The 18,862-nt window shown below is 46.9% G+C and carries 11 protein-coding genes; 7 read left to right on the forward strand and 4 right to left on the reverse strand.

From position 1 onward, the window contains the following. Positions 1-468 precede the first annotated feature (468 nt). Positions 469-897: a hypothetical protein gene (locus HMPREF9304_RS07865; protein WP_081953675.1), complete on the reverse strand. Its 429-nt coding sequence runs from the start codon at positions 895-897 to the stop codon at positions 469-471. Between the two features lie 130 nt (positions 898-1,027). Between HMPREF9304_RS07865 and HMPREF9304_RS07870 the strand changes: the two genes are divergently transcribed. The 4 genes from HMPREF9304_RS07870 (at position 1,028) to HMPREF9304_RS07885 (ending at position 8,576) form a co-directional block, all read left to right on the forward strand. Continuing rightward, on the forward strand, positions 1,028-2,695 hold the full coding sequence (locus HMPREF9304_RS07870; RefSeq protein WP_036928109.1) for a glycogen/starch synthase: 1,668 nt from the start codon (positions 1,028-1,030) through the stop codon (positions 2,693-2,695). 22 nt (positions 2,696-2,717) lie between these two features. After that, positions 2,718-5,279, forward strand: a complete 2,562-nt coding sequence (gene glgP, locus HMPREF9304_RS07875) for an alpha-glucan family phosphorylase (protein ID WP_036928079.1) — start codon at positions 2,718-2,720, stop codon at positions 5,277-5,279. Between the two features lie 753 nt (positions 5,280-6,032). Next, positions 6,033-8,339 (forward strand): leucine-rich repeat domain-containing protein, encoded by a 2,307-nt coding sequence (locus HMPREF9304_RS14050; protein WP_081953676.1) that lies wholly within the window; start codon positions 6,033-6,035, stop codon positions 8,337-8,339. Positions 8,340-8,345: 6 nt separating this feature from the next. Continuing rightward, positions 8,346-8,576: a hypothetical protein gene (locus HMPREF9304_RS07885; protein ID WP_036928080.1), complete on the forward strand. Its 231-nt coding sequence runs from the start codon at positions 8,346-8,348 to the stop codon at positions 8,574-8,576. Positions 8,577-8,835: 259 nt separating this feature from the next. Here HMPREF9304_RS07885 and HMPREF9304_RS07890 read toward each other — a convergent pair whose 3' ends face one another. From HMPREF9304_RS07890 to proS, 3 genes are all read right to left on the reverse strand, one after another. After that, entirely contained in the window at positions 8,836-11,187 is a 2,352-nt protein-coding gene (locus HMPREF9304_RS07890; protein ID WP_036928082.1) for a C10 family peptidase, read from the reverse strand. Positions 11,188-11,416: 229 nt separating this feature from the next. Then, on the reverse strand, positions 11,417-13,108 hold the full coding sequence (locus HMPREF9304_RS07895; RefSeq protein ID WP_036928084.1) for a putative transporter: 1,692 nt from the start codon (positions 13,106-13,108) through the stop codon (positions 11,417-11,419). A gap of 158 nt (positions 13,109-13,266) precedes the next feature. Further along, complete coding sequence (gene proS, locus HMPREF9304_RS07900) at positions 13,267-14,748, reverse strand: proline--tRNA ligase (RefSeq protein WP_025071810.1); 1,482 nt, start codon at positions 14,746-14,748, stop codon at positions 13,267-13,269. Positions 14,749-14,940: 192 nt separating this feature from the next. On the opposite strand from proS, the gene HMPREF9304_RS07905 reads away from it, so the two are divergent. The 3 genes from HMPREF9304_RS07905 to HMPREF9304_RS07915 are packed head-to-tail and all read left to right on the forward strand — an operon-like array spanning position 14,941 to position 18,828. Beyond that, entirely contained in the window at positions 14,941-15,618 is a 678-nt protein-coding gene (locus HMPREF9304_RS07905; RefSeq protein WP_036928085.1) for a YiaD family glycine zipper/OmpA-like lipoprotein, read from the forward strand. 55 nt (positions 15,619-15,673) lie between these two features. Beyond that, positions 15,674-16,405 (forward strand): monofunctional biosynthetic peptidoglycan transglycosylase, encoded by a 732-nt coding sequence (gene mtgA / locus HMPREF9304_RS07910; protein WP_197061655.1) that lies wholly within the window; start codon positions 15,674-15,676, stop codon positions 16,403-16,405. After that, complete coding sequence (locus tag HMPREF9304_RS07915; RefSeq protein WP_036928086.1) at positions 16,402-18,828, forward strand: ATP-dependent helicase; 2,427 nt, start codon at positions 16,402-16,404, stop codon at positions 18,826-18,828. Before mtgA ends, HMPREF9304_RS07915 begins: the two co-directional genes overlap by 4 nt. Positions 18,829-18,862 lie beyond the last annotated feature (34 nt).

Consider the following 18,862-nt stretch of genomic DNA (forward strand, 5'->3'; position numbering starts at 1 on the left):
TGGCTAAAATCTTCGAAATAGAAAAAAATAATAGGCAAACGGCAGACAAAAATGGGGTGATTTTAACAAATCAAACCCCAAATTTCGTTGGAACAATGCTCCAACGAGCTTGGAAACATGTTACAAGGGCGTTAGAAACATGCTATAACACCCTTAAAGCATGCAAATAGCGGGCTTAGAATCATGCTTCAGCGGACAAAAATCGGGAAAAATGGGAAGAAAAAGAAAGGCGATAATCGTAACANGTTTCATGACAACGCATTACGAACATCGCTCATATTTGGCGTATTTGCCACCAACAGTGCCGCTGGTGGTCTACATGCGAGTTTTGAGAGGCACTTTGTAAAGAAAATTCAGCATCTTTTTGATGAAGAGACGCACCTTAGTTTGTCCACTTTTTTTGTCCCAATCGTGGGTCGGTTTTCGTGCCTTCGATTGAGAAGGAGCGAGGGTACACCGCCCCATGACTTATTTGGAGCGAACAAACACCAACTCCTTGGGCAGCTTTTTCCACTTTCTGTTGCGGGCTATCTTAATAGTGCTTCCGTCCATTTGCTTGAGTGTGAAGGTGTTGTCACTGTTCTTGGTGAGCGTCGCTACCAAGTCCTCGCTGCCATAGTCGTTGATGATTTGCAAGGTGGCAACGTTCTTTCGAACTTTGGCAGAGGTGATGAGCCATTTGCGAGAATCGATGCTGTCTCCCAAGAACCCCGACATCGTGCCCAATAATTCTTGTTCTGGCACTTCGATGTTATTGTCGTAAAAGTTCATTTGGATATAAATTCGGTATTCAGCGTTGCCAATCGTCCCCTGAAAGGGCTTTGCCGCCTGTTGTTGTGCCATGGCTCCGAGCGTGCAGAGCCATAAAGCCAGACCTGTTAGTATGGTTTTCATCATCTTGAAATGTTTGGTTGTTGCAAAGTTACTGTTTTATATCAATAAAAGCAGGTTTTTTAAGATATTATGAACATTTATGTTTGGTATTCACCTTTTTTATATTATCTTTGTTGCAAAATATTCAACTTTAATGACAACTAACGAGTTACTTCCCGATTATCTTTTTGAGTCGAGTTGGGAAGTTTGTAATAAAGTAGGAGGCATCTATACGGTGCTCTCTACGCATACAAAAACATTACGAGATCTGTTGCAAGATCGTCTTATTTTTATCGGTCCGGATTGTTGGAAACAACGTCCATGTCCGTATTTCTTACCCGATGATTCCCTTTTCGCCGCATGGCAACAACAAGCCAAAGAGGAAGGACTCCGTGTGCGATTGGGGCGTTGGGATATTCCGGGAAAACCCATTGTCATTTTGGTGGATTTTGAGCCTTTCTATGCGCAGAAAAACCAACTTTATGCGGAGTTTTGGAACCTTTATCAAGTGGATAGCTTGCATGGCTACGGCGATTATGACGAGGCGTCGATGTTTTCGTATGCTGCCGGAAGGGTAGTGGAAAGCTTTTATCGCTCCCAACTGAATGCCACCCAACGCGTGGTGTATCATGGACACGAATGGATGACAGGACTTGGGTTGCTGTATGTGCGGCAACATGTGCCCGAAATAGCGACCGTCTTTACCACCCATGCCACCAGTATAGGGCGTAGCATTGCTGGAAACCACAAACCGCTCTATGCCTATCTCTCTGCCTATCAAGGCGATCAGATGTCGAGAGAACTCAATATAGAGAGCAAGCACTCGGTAGAAAAACAGACGGCGCACCATGTCGACTGCTTCACTACCGTGAGTGAAATCACGGCAAGCGAGTGCGCAGAACTCTTGGACAAACCTGTGGACGAGGTGTTGCCAAACGGTTTTGAAGACTCTTTTGTACCACAAGGAGCCGCCTTTACACGTCAGCGGAAAACTGCTCGAAAGCGATTGCTACAAGTGGCAAACGCTTTGATGGGGCATGCCTTTGGCGATGACACCCTCATTGTGTCCACCAGTGGGCGCTATGAGTTCAGAAACAAAGGCATTGATGTGTTTATCGATGCCATTCACCGTTTGCGACAGTCGCAGCACCTGTTGTCGAAAGACGTGTTGGCGGTGATTGCCGTCCCAGGTTGGGTGAGTGAAGCCCGCGCCGACTTGCAGCAACGACTCACAGAGCCACAGTGCTACGACACACCTTTATCATATCCCATGCTCACGCACTGGTTGCACAACATGGAGCAAGATGCGGTGCTGACAAAGCTGGCACAGTTGGGTTTGCAAAATCAGTCCAGTGATAGGGTGAAGGTGATGTTTGTCCCTTGTTATCTCACGGGCGATGACGGCATTATTCAGTGCCCGTATTACGACTATCTGTTGGGCAACGATTTGTGCGCCTATCCGTCGTACTACGAGCCTTGGGGATATACGCCGCTCGAAGCAATAGCCTTCAAGGTGCCTTGCATCACCACCAATTTGGCAGGCTTTGGCATGTGGGCAGCCCACGAAGCTGGCACCACTCGGTTAGTGGAGTCGGGGGTTGAGGTAATTCATCGCACCGATGACAACGCTGCAGACGTGGCACAAGACATGGCGAACCTCTTGTTGCAGTTTGCCAACCTGCCCGCCGAGGAGGTAAATCGCATTCGAAGAAAGGCAGCAGCACTGTCTAAGAAGGCGCTGTGGAGTAAGTTCATCAAATATTATCTTTCTGCCTATAGTGAGGCACTGAAGAAAGCTGAAGAGAGAAATAAAATCAATTAAAACCAAGATAAGAAACAAATTTATGAAGATTAAAACAGGTTATGCCAATTCGCCTCAATGGAAAGAGGTGACCATCAAGTCAAGATTGCCCGAACAATTGAAGTGTTTGGACGAAATGGCGCACAACATGTGGTTTGGTTGGAATCACGAGGCACGCAGCTTGTTCAAGAGTTTGGACGAGAAACTGTATGAAGAAGTGAACCAAAATCCCGTCTTGTTGCTCGACAGACTGAGCTATGACCGCAAGGAGGAGATTGTGAACAATGCTGCCATGATGCAGCGTGTGCAGGATGTTTATCAGCAGTTCCGCACGTATATGGATGTGGAACCTGATAAGAGTCGCCCTTCTGTGGCTTATTTCAGCATGGAGTATGGTATCAATCAGGTGTTGAAAATCTACTCTGGCGGTTTGGGAATGTTGGCAGGCGATTACCTCAAAGAGGCATCGGACAGCAACGTCGACATGTGTGCCGTTGGTTTCCTATATCGCTACGGCTACTTCAAACAGTCGTTGAGCATGGACGGTCAGCAAGTGGCACAATACGAAGCACAAAACTTTAACGCCTTACCCATTGAACGTGAGGTAGATGAAAACGGCAACCCTATCGTGGTAGACGTTCCTTATCTCGACTACACGGTGCATGCCTACGTTTGGCGTGTCAATGTGGGGCGCATCAAGCTCTACCTCTTGGATACCGATAACGACATGAACTCGCCTTACGACCAGTCTATCACGCACGCTCTGTACGGTGGAGACTGGGAGAACCGCTTGAAACAAGAGATTATGTTGGGTGTGGGCGGTATGTTAGCACTGAAAAAATTAGGCATCAAGAAGCAAGTTTACCACTGCAACGAGGGTCATGCGGCACTCTGTAATTTGGAACGCTTGTGCGATTATGTGAAGAGCGGACTTACCTTCAATCAGGCAATGGAGCTGGTAAGAGCCTCCTCATTATATACGGTGCATACTCCTGTACCTGCTGGACACGACTACTTCGATGAGGCTTTGTTCGGAAAGTATATGAATGGCTATCCTGCGCTGTTGGGCATCTCGTGGGATGAGTTCATCGGCATGGGACGAGAAAATCCTGACGACCACACAGAAAGATTCTGTATGAGTACCTTTGCTTGCAACACTTCGCAGGAAGTCAACGGTGTGAGCAAGCTGCATGGCTGGGTGAGTCAGAAAATGTTTGCACCTATCTGGCAGGGCTATTATCCTGAAGAGAGTCATGTGGGTTATGTCACCAACGGTGTGCACTTACCCACATGGACCTCTACCGAGTTCCGTCGCATCTATGACAAGTACTTTGATGCGTCGTTCATGAGCGATCAGAGCAACGAAGAGATTTGGCACGACATCTATCAGGTGCCAGATGCCGAAATATGGGAAACGCGTATGGCGTTGAAGAAGAAGTTGGTAGCCTATATTCGTGAGAAGTTTACGGAGAATTGGCTCAAGAATCAGGGCGACCCTTCGCGTGTGATGTCTCTCTTGGAGCGCATCAACCCCAATGCGCTGATGATAGGTTTCTGTCGTCGCTTTGCTACTTACAAGCGCGCCCACTTGTTGTTTACCGACATTGAGCGACTCTCTAAGATTGTCAACAATCCCGAACGTCCAGTGTTGTTCTTCTTCTCAGGCAAGGCGCATCCTGCCGATGGCGCTGGACAGGGTCTCATCAAGAAGATTTATGAAATCAGTCAGCGCCCCGAGTTCTTGGGTAAGATTATCTTCTTGGAAGACTATGACATGCAGTTGGCACGTAGATTAGTATCGGGCGTGGATATTTGGATGAACACACCAACTCGTCCGCTCGAGGCATCGGGTACATCGGGCGAGAAAGCCGAGATGAACGGTGTGGTAAACCTCTCTGTGCTTGACGGCTGGTGGGTTGAAGGTTATCGCGATGGTGCAGGATGGGCATTGCCTCAGAAGCGAACCTACGAGAACCAAGCGTACCAAGACCAGTTGGATGCTTCTACTATCTACTCAATGTTAGAGAACGAGATTATCCCGATGTTCTACCGACATGGAGAGCAGGGTTATAGCAAGGAGTGGGTGAAGACCATCAAGAATTCTATTGCCACCATTGCTCCGCATTACACCATGAAGCGTCAGTTGGACGATTATTTCAGTAAATTCTATATCAAACAGGCGCAACGTTTCGAGCAGTTGGATGCCAACAATCACCAAATAGCCAAAGACATCGCCCAGTGGAAAGAAAATTTGGTTGCGCATTGGGATGCGATCAATGTGGTTTCCAAGGACACTACCTTCTTGGAGAATGGCGGTGAAACGGGTGTACGCTATCAGGTGAAGTACGTGATTGACGAGCAAGGCTTGGACGATGCCATCGGCTTGGAAATCGTATCATTGCGTACACTGCCCGACAGTGATGGACGTGAAGTGTACAAAATCATTCCGTTCAAGATGGTAAAGCATGAAGGAAACCAATATACCTTCGTGGCAGAATTGGAACCCGATGTTGCAGGCACCTTCAAATTGTGTGTGCGCATGTATCCAAAGAATGCTTACCTGCCTCACCGTCAGGACTTCTGTTATGTGAAATGGCTCGACTAAATTGGTCGATACATCACTGATATACCTTTCAAAAAAAAGCACTTCGCAACTCTTGATGCGAAGTGCTTTTTTTGAAAGGTATGCCAAAGTTTTTTCCTATTTGATCGTATTCTGTTGCTCTTTTTCTCTTTGCAACGGAATAACACGGAACAACACAGAGGTGAGGTAAAGTTCGTTACGGCAGACAGTGCATGTCATCGCATCTTTTAACAACAAAAAACGCAAAAGAATCAAAAATACATTGCCGCAAAAGTCAATTGACGAAAGAACGCCCCGTTCTTTCGTTGCTTCATAACACTCGCATATTTTCGTTTTTTCTGTGGAGTTCGTTGTTCTTTTCTTCTACACTGTTCACAACAAGAAAAAATACCATCTTACATGAAAGAACTGTGCTTATTATAAAAAAAAATATTTAATTAAAATTTGTAAGTATTGATAATTATGACTATCTTTGCAGAAATTTACAACAATTTATAACAATCTGTATTTAGCACATGGGCGATGTTTCTGCATATTCCGATGTTGCATATTTGTTTTTTGATAGCAGGAAAAAGGAGGAAATAATGTTAATGAGTGTTATTACCCCCCCCCCAAGTATTATATTATATTAACAAAACGCTTTTTACGTGCTTACCTTGTTCGCAAAGGTAAGTCCACTTCGTGACGCACGATTGCTATGGGCAGTCTTGCGCAAAGGGCGTTTGCACTTATTTCACAGCAGAATATTCATAAAACCTATAAACTTTTTCAACGATGAAACAACGTTACATGCTTAAAACAAAACGACGCGGTATATTCCTCGTCTTGTTCCTAATGATGACCCTGCCAATGGTGGCGCAAAATGCTGTCGAATATTTCGAAGAAGGCGGTCTGAAATACCGCATACTGGATGCAACAAAACAAACCATCAGCGTAGAGCCCCAAACAGATTTTTCAAAATATGACCCAGCTGCTGGAGACAACCACCCTGCCTATGATAATCAGTTGAGTGGAACATTAGACTTCACCAATCCCGTCTTTCACGGTGGTAAACAATGGACGGTGACCGAGATTGGCGAAAGGGCTTTACAGAGAGTAAACATCACGGAGGTGATACTTCCTGAAGGCATCACAAAAATTGGATACAAAGCGTTTTTCAAGACAATTTCATTGAAAAATATCAATTTCCCAAAATCCTTGAAGGCTATTGAACAACAGGCATTCCGTGGTAGCGGTTTGACAGAGGTCAACATCCCTGGCGCAACGGCAATAGGCAATGCAGCCTTTTTGTCATGCACCGACATGAAAACGCTCACGATACCAAACGTGACATTCTTGGGAACGATGTGTTTCAGGCATTGCTCCCAGCTGAAAACCGTGACGGTTCCGGTTTCCGCAAATATAGGAAAAAAACTAGATGCGTCATTGAAAGATTATAATCTGTTGTTCAATTTGATCAAAAACAAAAAAAAGTCGATATATTACGAGAACAACTCCGGTAACGTAGCCTTTGGCGATTGCTATAACTTGACAGAAGCAACCCTGCAGGATGGCATCACGACAGTTCCTGAAGCCATGTTCTCTTTTTGCGGAGACTTGAAAAACATCACTATCCCAGCCTCGGTAAAAAGTGTTCAAGACGACGCTTTCAGATGCTGCTTTAGCCTTACCTCCATGAACATTCCAGAAGTGGAAAGTATAGGGAATAGTGCCTTTTTAGAGTGTTGGAATTTAAGGGGCGACTTGATTCTATCCAATAAAGTGAAAGAGATAAAAGATTTTGCCTTTGATCACACTGGTTTTTCAGGGATTAAATGGGAAGGAACTGACGGATGCAAGATAGGCAATAGCGTGTTTCACAACTGTCCTTTATTGGAGTACGTTGACCTACATAAGCTAAAAGCCCCCACGGTAAATAATAAAACATTGACACGGCATGACCCAAACTCGCAGGCTAACTTCGCAAATGGATTGCTGTCGCGCACCATTGTTTACCTTCCCCAAGGCGTGGACTTCGGTTTCGAGGATGGAGAGGATGTGAACTTTGTAAAGAGTGATGGCACATGCACTAAACTGAGTGTGCAGGATGGCGCCGACTTCGAGTTCCCCATAAAGTTCACGGCTAAAGAGGCTGTCTATAATAAATGGGAGGTAGATGCAATTCCATTAGATCCAGAAAATAGCAAGATTCGTTACGCTGATTGGAACTGGTTGTGGGATACTGACGACTCGAAAACATATGATTTTGGAGATTTTCTCTTTTTTGAAGAGGATGAAGATGGTAAAGGTGAAATAATGCCCCTTATCGAATATCGTGACTTCTCTGGTATAAAAGATGGCAAGAACTGCTTCACCATGTTGCTGCCCTATGAGGTTAAATTACCGAAAGGCTTCCGTGCTTACGAACTACACTTAAAAGACAACTACGCAACTCCTCTTCAAGGAGAAAGCGATTATACGCAATATTACTTGTTCCAATCTGTTGATGATGGGAGCGTGCTCGAAGCCAACAAGCCTTACCTGCTGCGCATTGTAGACGGACAGGAACATACCTCAGAGGAATTTGTTGCCACTGACGTGAAGATTGCGGCATCGGGTAGTACTGTCAAGGTAAATGATGATGGCAATGAAGTCACCGAGACATCTTCAACCTCCGCTTTTCACAACGTCTATTCCGGCACGCTCAAGCCGCAAGGTTATAAAGCTGTTGAGCCTAATCAGGAATTCCTCTTCATGGGCGGCACGGAGCGACTTAACAATGAATTGGCTGCCAATCTCAACACTTGGTTGCTGAACACGGACAGCAAGGGGATTGACGTATGGAGGCCAGTAAATGGAGGAACAGCCACAGCGGCACCATTCCGTGGCTACATCCAACCAAGGAACAATGCGACGAGCAATGCCAAGCACTTTATCGTCCTTATGGAAAACGAGACAACGGGGATAGACGACTTGCAGCAAGACAAGGCACTGAACGGCGCACAGCGCATCTACACACTCGACGGACGCTACGTAGGCACCAGCTTCGATACCCTGCCTAATGGCATCTATGTAATCAAAGGTAAGAAAATTGTAAAATAACGCAAGATGAAAACAGAAAACCTCAACAACAAAGTGCGCATGAATAGAAAGCGCACTTACATCAAACCTTGTATCGACATCATCAAGCTGGAAACAAACTATGGAGTGATGGAGGCTAAGAGCATAGCCATCGATGAACATACCCCAGCTACAGGTAGCGGCAACGCCAAGCAATTTGACATGTCTGAAGATACGTGGGGTGACAACCACGAAGGCGATATAGACATCTTTAAATAAAGACAGCTCCACTCACGATGCCGTCTATTCACCATGAGGCGGTATAGAAGGACAGGGTTACCTTTCGACCAAACGGGACGACAGGTAACCCTGTTTCGTATATAGACCTTGCCATACATGGCGCTTTCGTTTACGCTAATGTGTTGAACAACAAACGTAAAGTAGGACATACATGCAACAGCCCATTCAACTCCGGAAAGGTCACGAGAATGTTTCTTTGCCTTGTCTAAAGATGAATGGGCTGATATGGATATGCTTATCACTTAACTACTTTCTTGCCACCGATGATGTAGATGCCCTTTGGCAGTGACTTGAGCTGTTGCTCGCCTTTGCCTACCATTACACCTTGCAGGTTGTATATGAGCATCGGCTCGTGGCTGACGTGAGGAGCAGCGATTGCGGTTGATGCGTCTTTTGCCATGTAGAACGGTGTCTTTAGGATGCGCTCCCGTTTAGGTATGTATTCCATCCCACCATGGATGAAGTCTTCTTGTTTCTCTACCTTGTAGCCATACGCGTAAATGGCATATTGCGCCCCGGCGACAACGTTGTCTATCGAGAACGGTATTTCCTTCTTGCTGTTGGCGGGAATGATGTCTGCCAGCGAGAGTTTGTTTTCAAGGTAAGCTGCGTCCGTATCGCCTTTCTTGCAACGCAGTTCAATGTCGAATCCACCGCAATAGTCAGCATTCTCGCTGTTGGTCACAATGAGTTTCCCCTTCATGGCAGGAGCTTTGAAAGCGTTTTCCTCACTTTGTTCGATTTTCACCTCAACCGAAGGAATGTTTTTCGACTTAGGTTCAGTAATGGTAATGTTTCCTTTAGAGCTGATAGTGGCGCCCGACTTGCATTCGAAGGAGTAGTCGAACTCTCCAGCCACCTTTGGATACAGCTCAAACATCACGTCTGTCGTCTGTCGTGCTGGCAGGAAGGTGGTGGTAGAAGCCACATAGTCATATTTGAAGAGCATGTCGAAGGTGTCGTACAGCTCGTCGCCCTTGTTCTCTATGGTGAGGGTGACGAACAAGGGACGTCCCGCCTCCTTGCCGCCTTTCACGTCCACTTTCTTCACCTCTAAAACAGGCTTGGCAGTGGAAGTCTTCAGTTCCGTGTCGGTAATCTCTATCTCCTGCGCCATTTCTCCAATGCCGCCACAGGCTTTCCATTCGCTTTCTCCTTGTATGCGGTAAACGGGTAGCACGGTGTACTTTCCTTTGGCGAGGGTGTGTGGTATGTTGAAGTTCGCTTCGTTCCTTTGTATCTTGCCGTCGGTCTTGAACGTTGAGCTGAACAGCTTGACGGCGTTTATCAATCTACCTCCCTGCCAGAAGCCTAAGCCGCAATCGGCATCAAAGGCTTCGCCGTAATTGTTCACGCATTTCATGGTGATGTCAAAATCCGTGAAGTCATCGTTACTGGTCGAGCGACTTTGATCTTGCAGGGGCGTCATCTCCTTGACGTCAACAACTTTTGGAAATACCTCAGTACCTTCGCTTGGTCTGAATCCGATGATAGCTCCTTGCTCGCGCGTGAAGACACTGGGCAGTTGCTTAAATCCATATTCGCGTGGCGAAAGAACCGACAGGCGATAGTAGCCGTTGAATTGCCCCCCCCAGCCCCAGTTGATGTGAAAGAAGTCGCCTTCCTTGTAGCCATCGCAAACAAAGGCGTGACCATAGTTGTACACCACGTCATCGGCAAAGTAATATACGGGTCGTTTGGCTTTCAACTCATTGTATATCAGGTTGCACCATTCCTCACTGGTATAGCGGTCTCTGAAAACACGGTGCATGTCCTTAGAGTAGCCAAACAATCGGGTAAGGAACAATATCACGTTGTAGGAATCGGCACCCGAATCATCAGCGGTATAATCCATGCTCACCGCCTGTCCCACATACCTCATCAGCTTAGCCACTGCGTCTTGCTGCTGCTGGGTGGTGGAAATGCGGTACGAAGGCAGAATGTCGTTCCACTCGAAGGTGCTCTCAGCAAGCTCGGGCACTTGCAGATGAGCCGACGGAGCCTTGTAGGCAGGCAAGGCGGGAGCCTTCTTTGGATACTGGTAGTAGCCCATGATTTGGGCTGCTGCCGTGGCAACACATCCCGTGACACAGTGCTTGTCTTTGTGCATGGGCGTTTGTAGGTTGTAGGGACCGTACTGGCTCCATGTGGTTTTCAGCAACGGTTCAATGGGCTGCAGCGTTCTGTTGGCACGTGTGGTGGCAGGCTTCGTGGTGATAGGCATGTTGTTCAGCATGCGCACCTCCTGTCGATATTGTGCCAAGAGCATCTTGAGCGATGCCGGACATTGCTGCTCATCGTATGTTCCCTCTTCTGCATAACCTAACACGTCCGCTGTGCGGTCGTCGGCAGAGGCGATGACAAAGCCCTGTCCCTTGCCTACGTTGAAAATGTAATAGGCATTGGTACTTGCCACCTCGTTGAGCGAGGGCGCGGCTTGTGAAGCTCGTGTAGCGACTTGGGAGTTAGTACTTGCATGGCTCTTGATAAAAGCCAATGCAGCTTGTCGGGCTTGTTGTCTGCCCACAGGGGCGGAAAAAGCCACTGTTGTTGCGCATAGCAACGCTAAAGGTGTAAAAATTTTCCTCATATTTAATTTATTAGTATAAAAAGTAATTCTTTTTATGACCTGTCGCTTAAATATGGGTATTCGTAAAATGTCTTTGTGGTTGCAAAGGTATATTAAAAAAACAAGTGCCGCAAATATTTTTAAGAAATTGCAGCGTGTAACGGCTAAATATGTGAAAAGCGAGACAAGCACTGCAAATAGGGCGGTGCTTACCTCGCTGTAATTTGTGGGATTGGTAACTCCTTTTGCGCTATCCGCAACAGAAGAGGACAATCATTTGTGCCGTGAAGATACGCAGGAACATGCTGAGCGGGTACACGGTAGAGTAGCCAATAGACGGAGCTTCGTGCGAGCAAACCGAGTTGGCGTACGCCAATGCGGGTGGGTCGGTGCAAGTACCTGCTAACATTCCCATGATGGTGAAGTAGTTGAACTTGTATTTTAAGCGGGCAATGGTTCCGATAATCAAAATAGGTATCACGGTGATGAGTACACCCGTGTACACATATTTCAATCCATCGCCTTCAACCACTGTCTCTACGAAGCTGGCTCCTGCTTTGATACCGACGCTGGCTAAGAACAATACCAAGCCTATTTCACGCAACATCATGTTGGCTGAGGTGGTGGTGTAGGTCACCAATTTCATCTTGTAGCCATAACGTCCAATGAGAATAGCGATAATCAAGGGACCGCCTGCAATACCCAACTTCAAAGGAACAGGCATGCCAGGGATAGAGATAGGAATACTTCCAAAGATGATACCGATGAAGACACCTATAAAAATGGTGGCGATGTTGGGCACATTGAGGTGCTTCACAGAGTTACCCATGACGTCGGCAACACGCTCTACGTTCTCCTCTGGACCAACCACCATCACACGGTCACCCACATGTAGGTGCAGATTTTGACTGGCAAAGAGGTCAATGCCTTGACGAGTGATACGGGTGATGTTGACACCGTAGACGCTGGCAAAGTGCATCTTGCCCAATACCTTACCATTCATAGATGAGTTGGTAATGACAATTCGTCTGGAAATCATGGGTTGCTTGGTGTCCTCTTCTTCCCATGGCAAATCAATGGTAGGACCGATGAACGCCTGTACGGCTTCGGCATCTGCCTCGGCACACACGATGAGCAGCTCGTCGTCTTTCTGAATAACGGTTTCTTCTCGTGGGATTTCCAAGTTGTCCTCGTGCAACAAACGCGTACACACGAAGTCACGGTTGAGGAACTCCTTGATTTGTTGTAACGAGCGACCAGCAATATACGCATTGCTCACCTTGAGACGAATTTGACAAGGCTTGGCATTGGGGTTGTCTCCTTCGGCTTGCGCCAGGTCATCGTCTTCTTTTTCCAAATTGACTCTACAGATATAACGAATGGCAATGGTTGCTCCAATAATGCCCAACACACCGAGAGGATAAGCACAGGCATAACCGTTGGCTATCTGTGGCATGTCTTCTTTGGTAAATATCGCCGTGAGTGCCTCGTTGGCAGCACCCAAACCCGGTGTATTGGTGACGGCACCGTAGAGCGTTCCCACCATCATAGGAAGGTTGTGAGAATCGGAGGTGTCGAAAAAAATGTAATAACAGGCAAACATCACTGCAATGTTGAGCAGGATGAGTGCTGTGGAGAGCAAGTTGAGGGTCACACCTCCTCGCTTGAAGCTCTCAAAGAATCCCGGTCCAACCTGTAAACCAATACAGAAGACAAAGAGGATAAGACCAAAGTCTTGCACGAAAGTCAGGATATTGGTAGGACCTGTAAATCCCACATGACCAGCGACAATACCCGCAAACAATACAAAGGTAACGCCCAATGACACACCGCCAACCTTGATTTTACCTAACAGAACACCGACCGCTATGACGATGGCGTAGAGCAAAGCGATGTGAGCTACCGAATCGTTGTTCGTAAAAAGCGAAATAATCCAGTCCATTTTGAGTACTTAAACGCTGGGTTCTATAAATTTGTCTTGCCACTCTTTGTGTTTCCATGTGTTGCACCAAAATGGCAAGATGTAACCCTGCTGATATATCTTTAGTATAATTATATAAGGTGGTAATTTATAGAACCCACCTATCTATGAAGCGTTGTTTAATAACTCCGTGCAATGATGACCCGATATTTGGCAGGTTTGCCCGATACCATGTCCACGCCCGGTGTCTGTTCTACACCGAAAGGCACGCAACGAATGGTGGCTTGCGTCTCCTCTTTAATCTTTGCTTCGGTTTCTTCAGTACCGTCCCAGTGGCAAAGGAAGAAGCCTCCGTCCTTGATTTTCTGCTTGAACTCGTCGTAATTTTCACATTCGTAGATGTGTGCATCTCTAAAGTCTTTGGCTTTCTTAAGGATGTTGGCTTGCATCTCCTCCAAAAGTTTGGGGATGTACTCCAAAATCTTTTCCAACGAAACGGTTTCTTTTTGCAGCGTGTCGCGTCGCATCACCTCGATGGTGTTGTTTTCCAAGTCGCGTCCACCCATCACCAAACGCACGGGAACACCTTTCAGTTCGTAGTCTGCAAACTTGAAACCGGGTCGCTTGGTGTCGTTGTCATCAAATTTCACGGTGATGCCCATGGCTCTCAAGCCGTCGATAATGGGTTTCAGTTGGTCGTGAATGGCTTTGAGTTGTTCGCTTGTTTTAGAGATAGGAACGATGACTACTTGGATAGGAGCCAAGCGTGGAGGCAATACTAAGCCGTTATCGTCGGAGTGGGTCATGATGAGCGCACCGATTAAGCGTGTCGAAACGCCCCAACTCGTCGCCCATACGTATTCGGGCTTGTTCTCTTTGTTGAGGTAGGTTACGTCAAACGATTTGGCAAAGTTCTGTCCCAAGAAGTGACTGGTACCGCTCTGCAAAGCCTTACCGTCTTGCATCATCGCCTCAATGGTATAGGTGTCCAATGCACCTGCAAAGCGTTCGGTCTCGCTCTTCACGCCCTGAACCACGGGAACAGCCATCCATTGCTCAGCAAAGTCGGCATATACCTTGAGCATCTTCTGTGCTTCTTCCTCAGCTTCTTCACGAGTGGCATGGGCAGTGTGTCCCTCTTGCCATAAAAACTCTGAAGTTCTAAGGAATGGACGTGTGCGCATTTCCCAACGCATCACGTTGCACCATTGGTTGCACATCAAAGGCAGGTCGCGCCAAGACTTAATCCAGTTCTTGTATGTGTTCCAGATAATGGTTTCAGAAGTAGGGCGAATAATCAACTCTTCTTCGAGTTTTGCCGCTGGATCTACTTCCACACCCGTTCCCTCTTCGGAGGATTTCAGGCGATAGTGGGTCACTACAGCACATTCTTTCGCAAACCCTTTGACGTGTTCTGCCTCCTTACTAAGGAAAGATTTAGGAATCAGCAGGGGGAAATAGGCATTCTGTGCTCCCGTTTCCTTAAACATTTTGTCCAGCTGCTGTTGCATTTTCTCCCATATCGCGTAGCCGTATGGCTTGATGACCATACATCCGCGTACAGCCGACTGTTCTGCCAGATCGGCTTTGATAACCAAGTCGTTATACCATTGACTATAGTTCTCCGAGCGCTTAGTCAACTCTTTTAATTCTTTTGCCATTTTCTGTTTGATGAATAATTAGCCCCTTACAAAAATAGGGAAATCCATAAATATCTTAGGAATATCCCGTTGTGGAATATTCGATGATTGCTTAATTTTGTCGCAAAAGTACAAAAAAATGTTGATATGGGTGAATATTGACATAAAAAGAATTATCTTTGCAATAAATAAACGATTAAAAAACGTAACATTATGAAAAAAATGAAAGCAATGACACTGGCAATGTGTCTCATGACCGTATTTAGTTGTTCTACCAAACAAGGTACAGGAGCTTTAGCAGGTGCTGGAGGCGGTGCTGTTTTGGGAGCAATTATTGGTAAGATAGCTGGTAATGCAGGCGTAGGAGCTGCCATTGGTGGCGCTGTTGGTGCAGGTACTGGTGCCATTATTGGACGTCATATGGATAAGGTAGCTGCTGAAACCGCAGCCCAAGTAGAGAATGCTAAAGTAGAAGAGGTAACCGATAAGAACGGCTTAAAGGCTGTGAAGGTCACCTTTGATAGCGGTATCTTGTTTGCTTCGAGCAAGGCTATTTTGAACCAAGCCAGCAAGAACGAATTGGCTAAATTCTCTGCTGTTTTGAAGAAGAACAGAGACTGCCACGTAGATATCTTAGGTCATACCGACTCGACAGGTAACGATGGCATCAACATTCCATTGAGCAACGACCGTGCACAGAGCGTAGTGAACTATCTCAAGAGCTGTGGCGTCTCTTCCAGTCAGTTCCAAAACGTGTCGGGTATGGGCAGCTCACAACCTGTAGCTACCAACGAAACTAAGGCAGGACGTCAGCAGAACCGCCGTGTAGAAGTGTATCTGTACGCAAGTCCTGAAATGGTAGAGAAGGCTAACGACGGTAAACTCAACTAAAATTATAATAAAACATTGAGGAGGGGTGCTGTTACTGGTGCCCCTTTTTGTTTGAATGATGAGCATTATAGGACGTTTTTTACGAAGAATCATCGTGTTTTTTTTGGTTTCCACCATTTTGGCAGTGGTGGAGTACCGTTTCTTTCCCGTGTACGTCACCCCATTGATGGTGATTCGATGTGTACAGCGTGGCGAGTTAAAGATTCGACACCACTGGGTTCCCCTCGACCATATCTCCAAGCACATGCCCGTTGCGGTGATGGCAAGTGAAGACCAACGCTTTCTGTTGCACCACGGCTTTGACTTTCAAGCCATAGAGAAAGCCGCCTCGCATAACCTGACCAACAAGTCGGGAAAGAAGCGCGGTGCCAGTACCATCACCCAACAAACAGCTAAGAATGTGTTTTTGTGGCCAGGTCGCTCATGGGTGCGCAAAGGTTTTGAGGTCTACTTCACCTTTCTTATCGAACTGATGTGGAGCAAACAGCGCATCATGGAGGTGTATCTTAACTCGATAGAGATGGGCGAGATGATATATGGCGTGGATGCGGTAGCTAAATATCATTTCGATACGACAGCCGGTGAGCTTACTCGAGCAGACTGTGCACTGATTGCAGCTACCCTGCCAAACCCTATCAGGTTTAGCAGTAAGACGCCAAGTGCCTATATGCGTTTGAGACAGCGGAAGATAGAACACGAAATGAAGTTTGTTCCCTCATTTCCAAGAGAGGGAGAAGATATCAACCCCAACACCACGAAAGGGGGTATATACCACCGAAAGAAATGAAAGAGCTATTAGGACAATTGAACGAGAGTCAGCAAGCTGCCGTGACCTACAACAACGGTCCGCAGTTGGTTATCGCAGGAGCAGGGTCGGGAAAGACACGTGTCTTGACGTATAAGATAGCCTATCAGATACAACAGGGCATGAAACCTTGGAACATCTTGGCACTCACCTTTACCAATAAAGCCGCCAACGAGATGAAAGAGCGCATTGGACAATTGGTGGGACATCAGACAGCACGCTACATCAACATGGGCACTTTCCACTCTATCTTCGCAAGGATATTGCGGTCAGAGGCTGCACAGGTAGGCTATCGGTCGGGCTTTACGATTTACGATGAGTCCGACTCTCGGTCGTTGCTCAAAGCTATTATCAAGGAAATGGAGTTGGATGATAAAATCTACAAGCCCGCTGGCGTTCATGCCGTGATAAGCAATGCGAAGAATCGTCTCATCTCACCGCAGAGTTATGCAGCGAATGCCGAGCTGATGTTGCGTGACCAGAAGAGCCGCCGCTTCGAACTGCATCGCATCTATGATGTCTATGTGCAGCGTTGCAGAAAGGCAAATGCCATGGATTTCGATGACTTGCTGGTGTTGACGTATCAATTGTTCAAGACGCATGAGGATATTCGACAAAAATATGTGGAGCGTTTCCGCTATGTCTTGGTAGATGAGTACCAAGATACCAATTATGCCCAGCAATGTATTGTGTGGGAGTTAACCAAAGACCATCAACACATCTGTGTGGTTGGCGATGATGCACAGAGCATTTATGGGTTCAGAGGAGCAAACATCGACAACATGCTCGACTTTGAACAGATTTATGAAGGGGCACGCTTGTTTAAGTTGGAACAGAACTATCGCTCCACGCAACACATTGTCAAGGCTGCAAACAGTCTCATCAAACATAACGAACGCCAAATTCCAAAGGATGTATATAGCGAGAACGACCAAGGAGAGAAGCTCCTTTTCAAACCCGTGTATTCGGATAAAGAGGAGGCATTGGTGGTGTGCAAGGATATCCAGCGCATCATGCGCACCGATGGTGCAACCTATTCCGACTTTGCTATTCTCTACCGAACCAATGCGCAGAGTAGGAGTTTTGAGGAGGAGATGTTGCGACAGCACATTCCTTATCGCATCTACGGGGGCTTGAGTTTCTACCAGCGCAAAGAGATAAAGGACATCTTAGCCTACTTCCGATTAGTGGTAAATCCTGATGATGAAGAGGCTTTTAAGCGCATCATCAACTATCCCACACGAGGGATTGGCAACACCACGCTTCAGAAGATTGCTGCTTCGGCACAAGAGCACGGCATCAGTTTCTGGCAAGTCATTGCGCAAGCACCCACCTTATTGCCCACGGTGAACAAGGGTGCACAGACAAAGTTGCTGCACTTCAAAGAGTTGATAGAGGGGTTCATTGCTCAATTGCATCAGGCTGATGCGTTCAAGTTGGGACGTGACATCCTCCAGACCAGTGGCATCAGTGCCGATATTTACTCTAACAACGACCCAGAGGGGTTGGCACGACAAGAGAATGTGAATGAACTGTTGGCAGGCTTGCAAGATTATACCGAGAGTAAGCGAGAGGAAGGCTTGGAACAGGAGGTGTATCTGCCCGATTATCTGCAAAGTGTTGCCCTGCTCACCGATTTGGATAGCGACGATGGGAGCGATAGTAAAGTGTCGCTCATGACCGTGCATGCCGCCAAAGGACTGGAGTTTCCCACTGTTTTTATCGTGGGATTGGAGGAGAATATCTTTCCAAGTCCTATGGCTGTTGATTCTCCTCGCGAATTAGAGGAAGAACGCCGATTGCTGTATGTGGCAATTACACGTGCCGAAAAACATTGCATCCTCACGTCAGCAAAGAACCGCTGGCGGTATGGAAAACTGGAATTTGATACACCCAGTAGATTTATCAAAGACATTGATTCACGTTTTATCCACATCGAAGCCGAAGAGGAAACGATCGATGATTCCATCTTTGCGCCTTACAGTGGAAGTCACTTCTCGGGCGATGGCAATCGACGATATAGCGACCGCATGCAAAACTCTCGACCTGTGGCGAGTCAGTTCCAAGCCGATGTCAAACCGAAAATCACCTCTGTTCAGCGCCCTGAACAGGCTGTTGACCCCTTCTCATCCTCCTTTAAGCGCCAACTCCAGCAGGCAGGTGGAAACTTTAAGCGAGTCACTGACGCCATGACCAACGGTGGACGGGCAGCGGCAGCCTCTTCCCCTAATCCTGATGCCTCTGGCTTGCAAGAGGGGAGCACCATTGAGCACCAGCGTTTCGGCATTGGCACCGTACTCCGATTGGAGGGTGATGGTGAAAATAGAAAGGCTACGGTGGACTTCAAGCATGCGGGTACCAAGCAGTTGCTGCTCAAGTTCGCCCGCTTCAAGGTGCTGAAGTAGGTGCCAGTTTGCCCATCTCCGCTTGTGCTTTGGC

Origin of the sequence: Hoylesella timonensis S9-PR14, assembly GCF_000762405.1 — a bacterium.
GTDB lineage: Bacteria > Bacteroidota > Bacteroidia > Bacteroidales > Bacteroidaceae > Prevotella > Prevotella timonensis_A.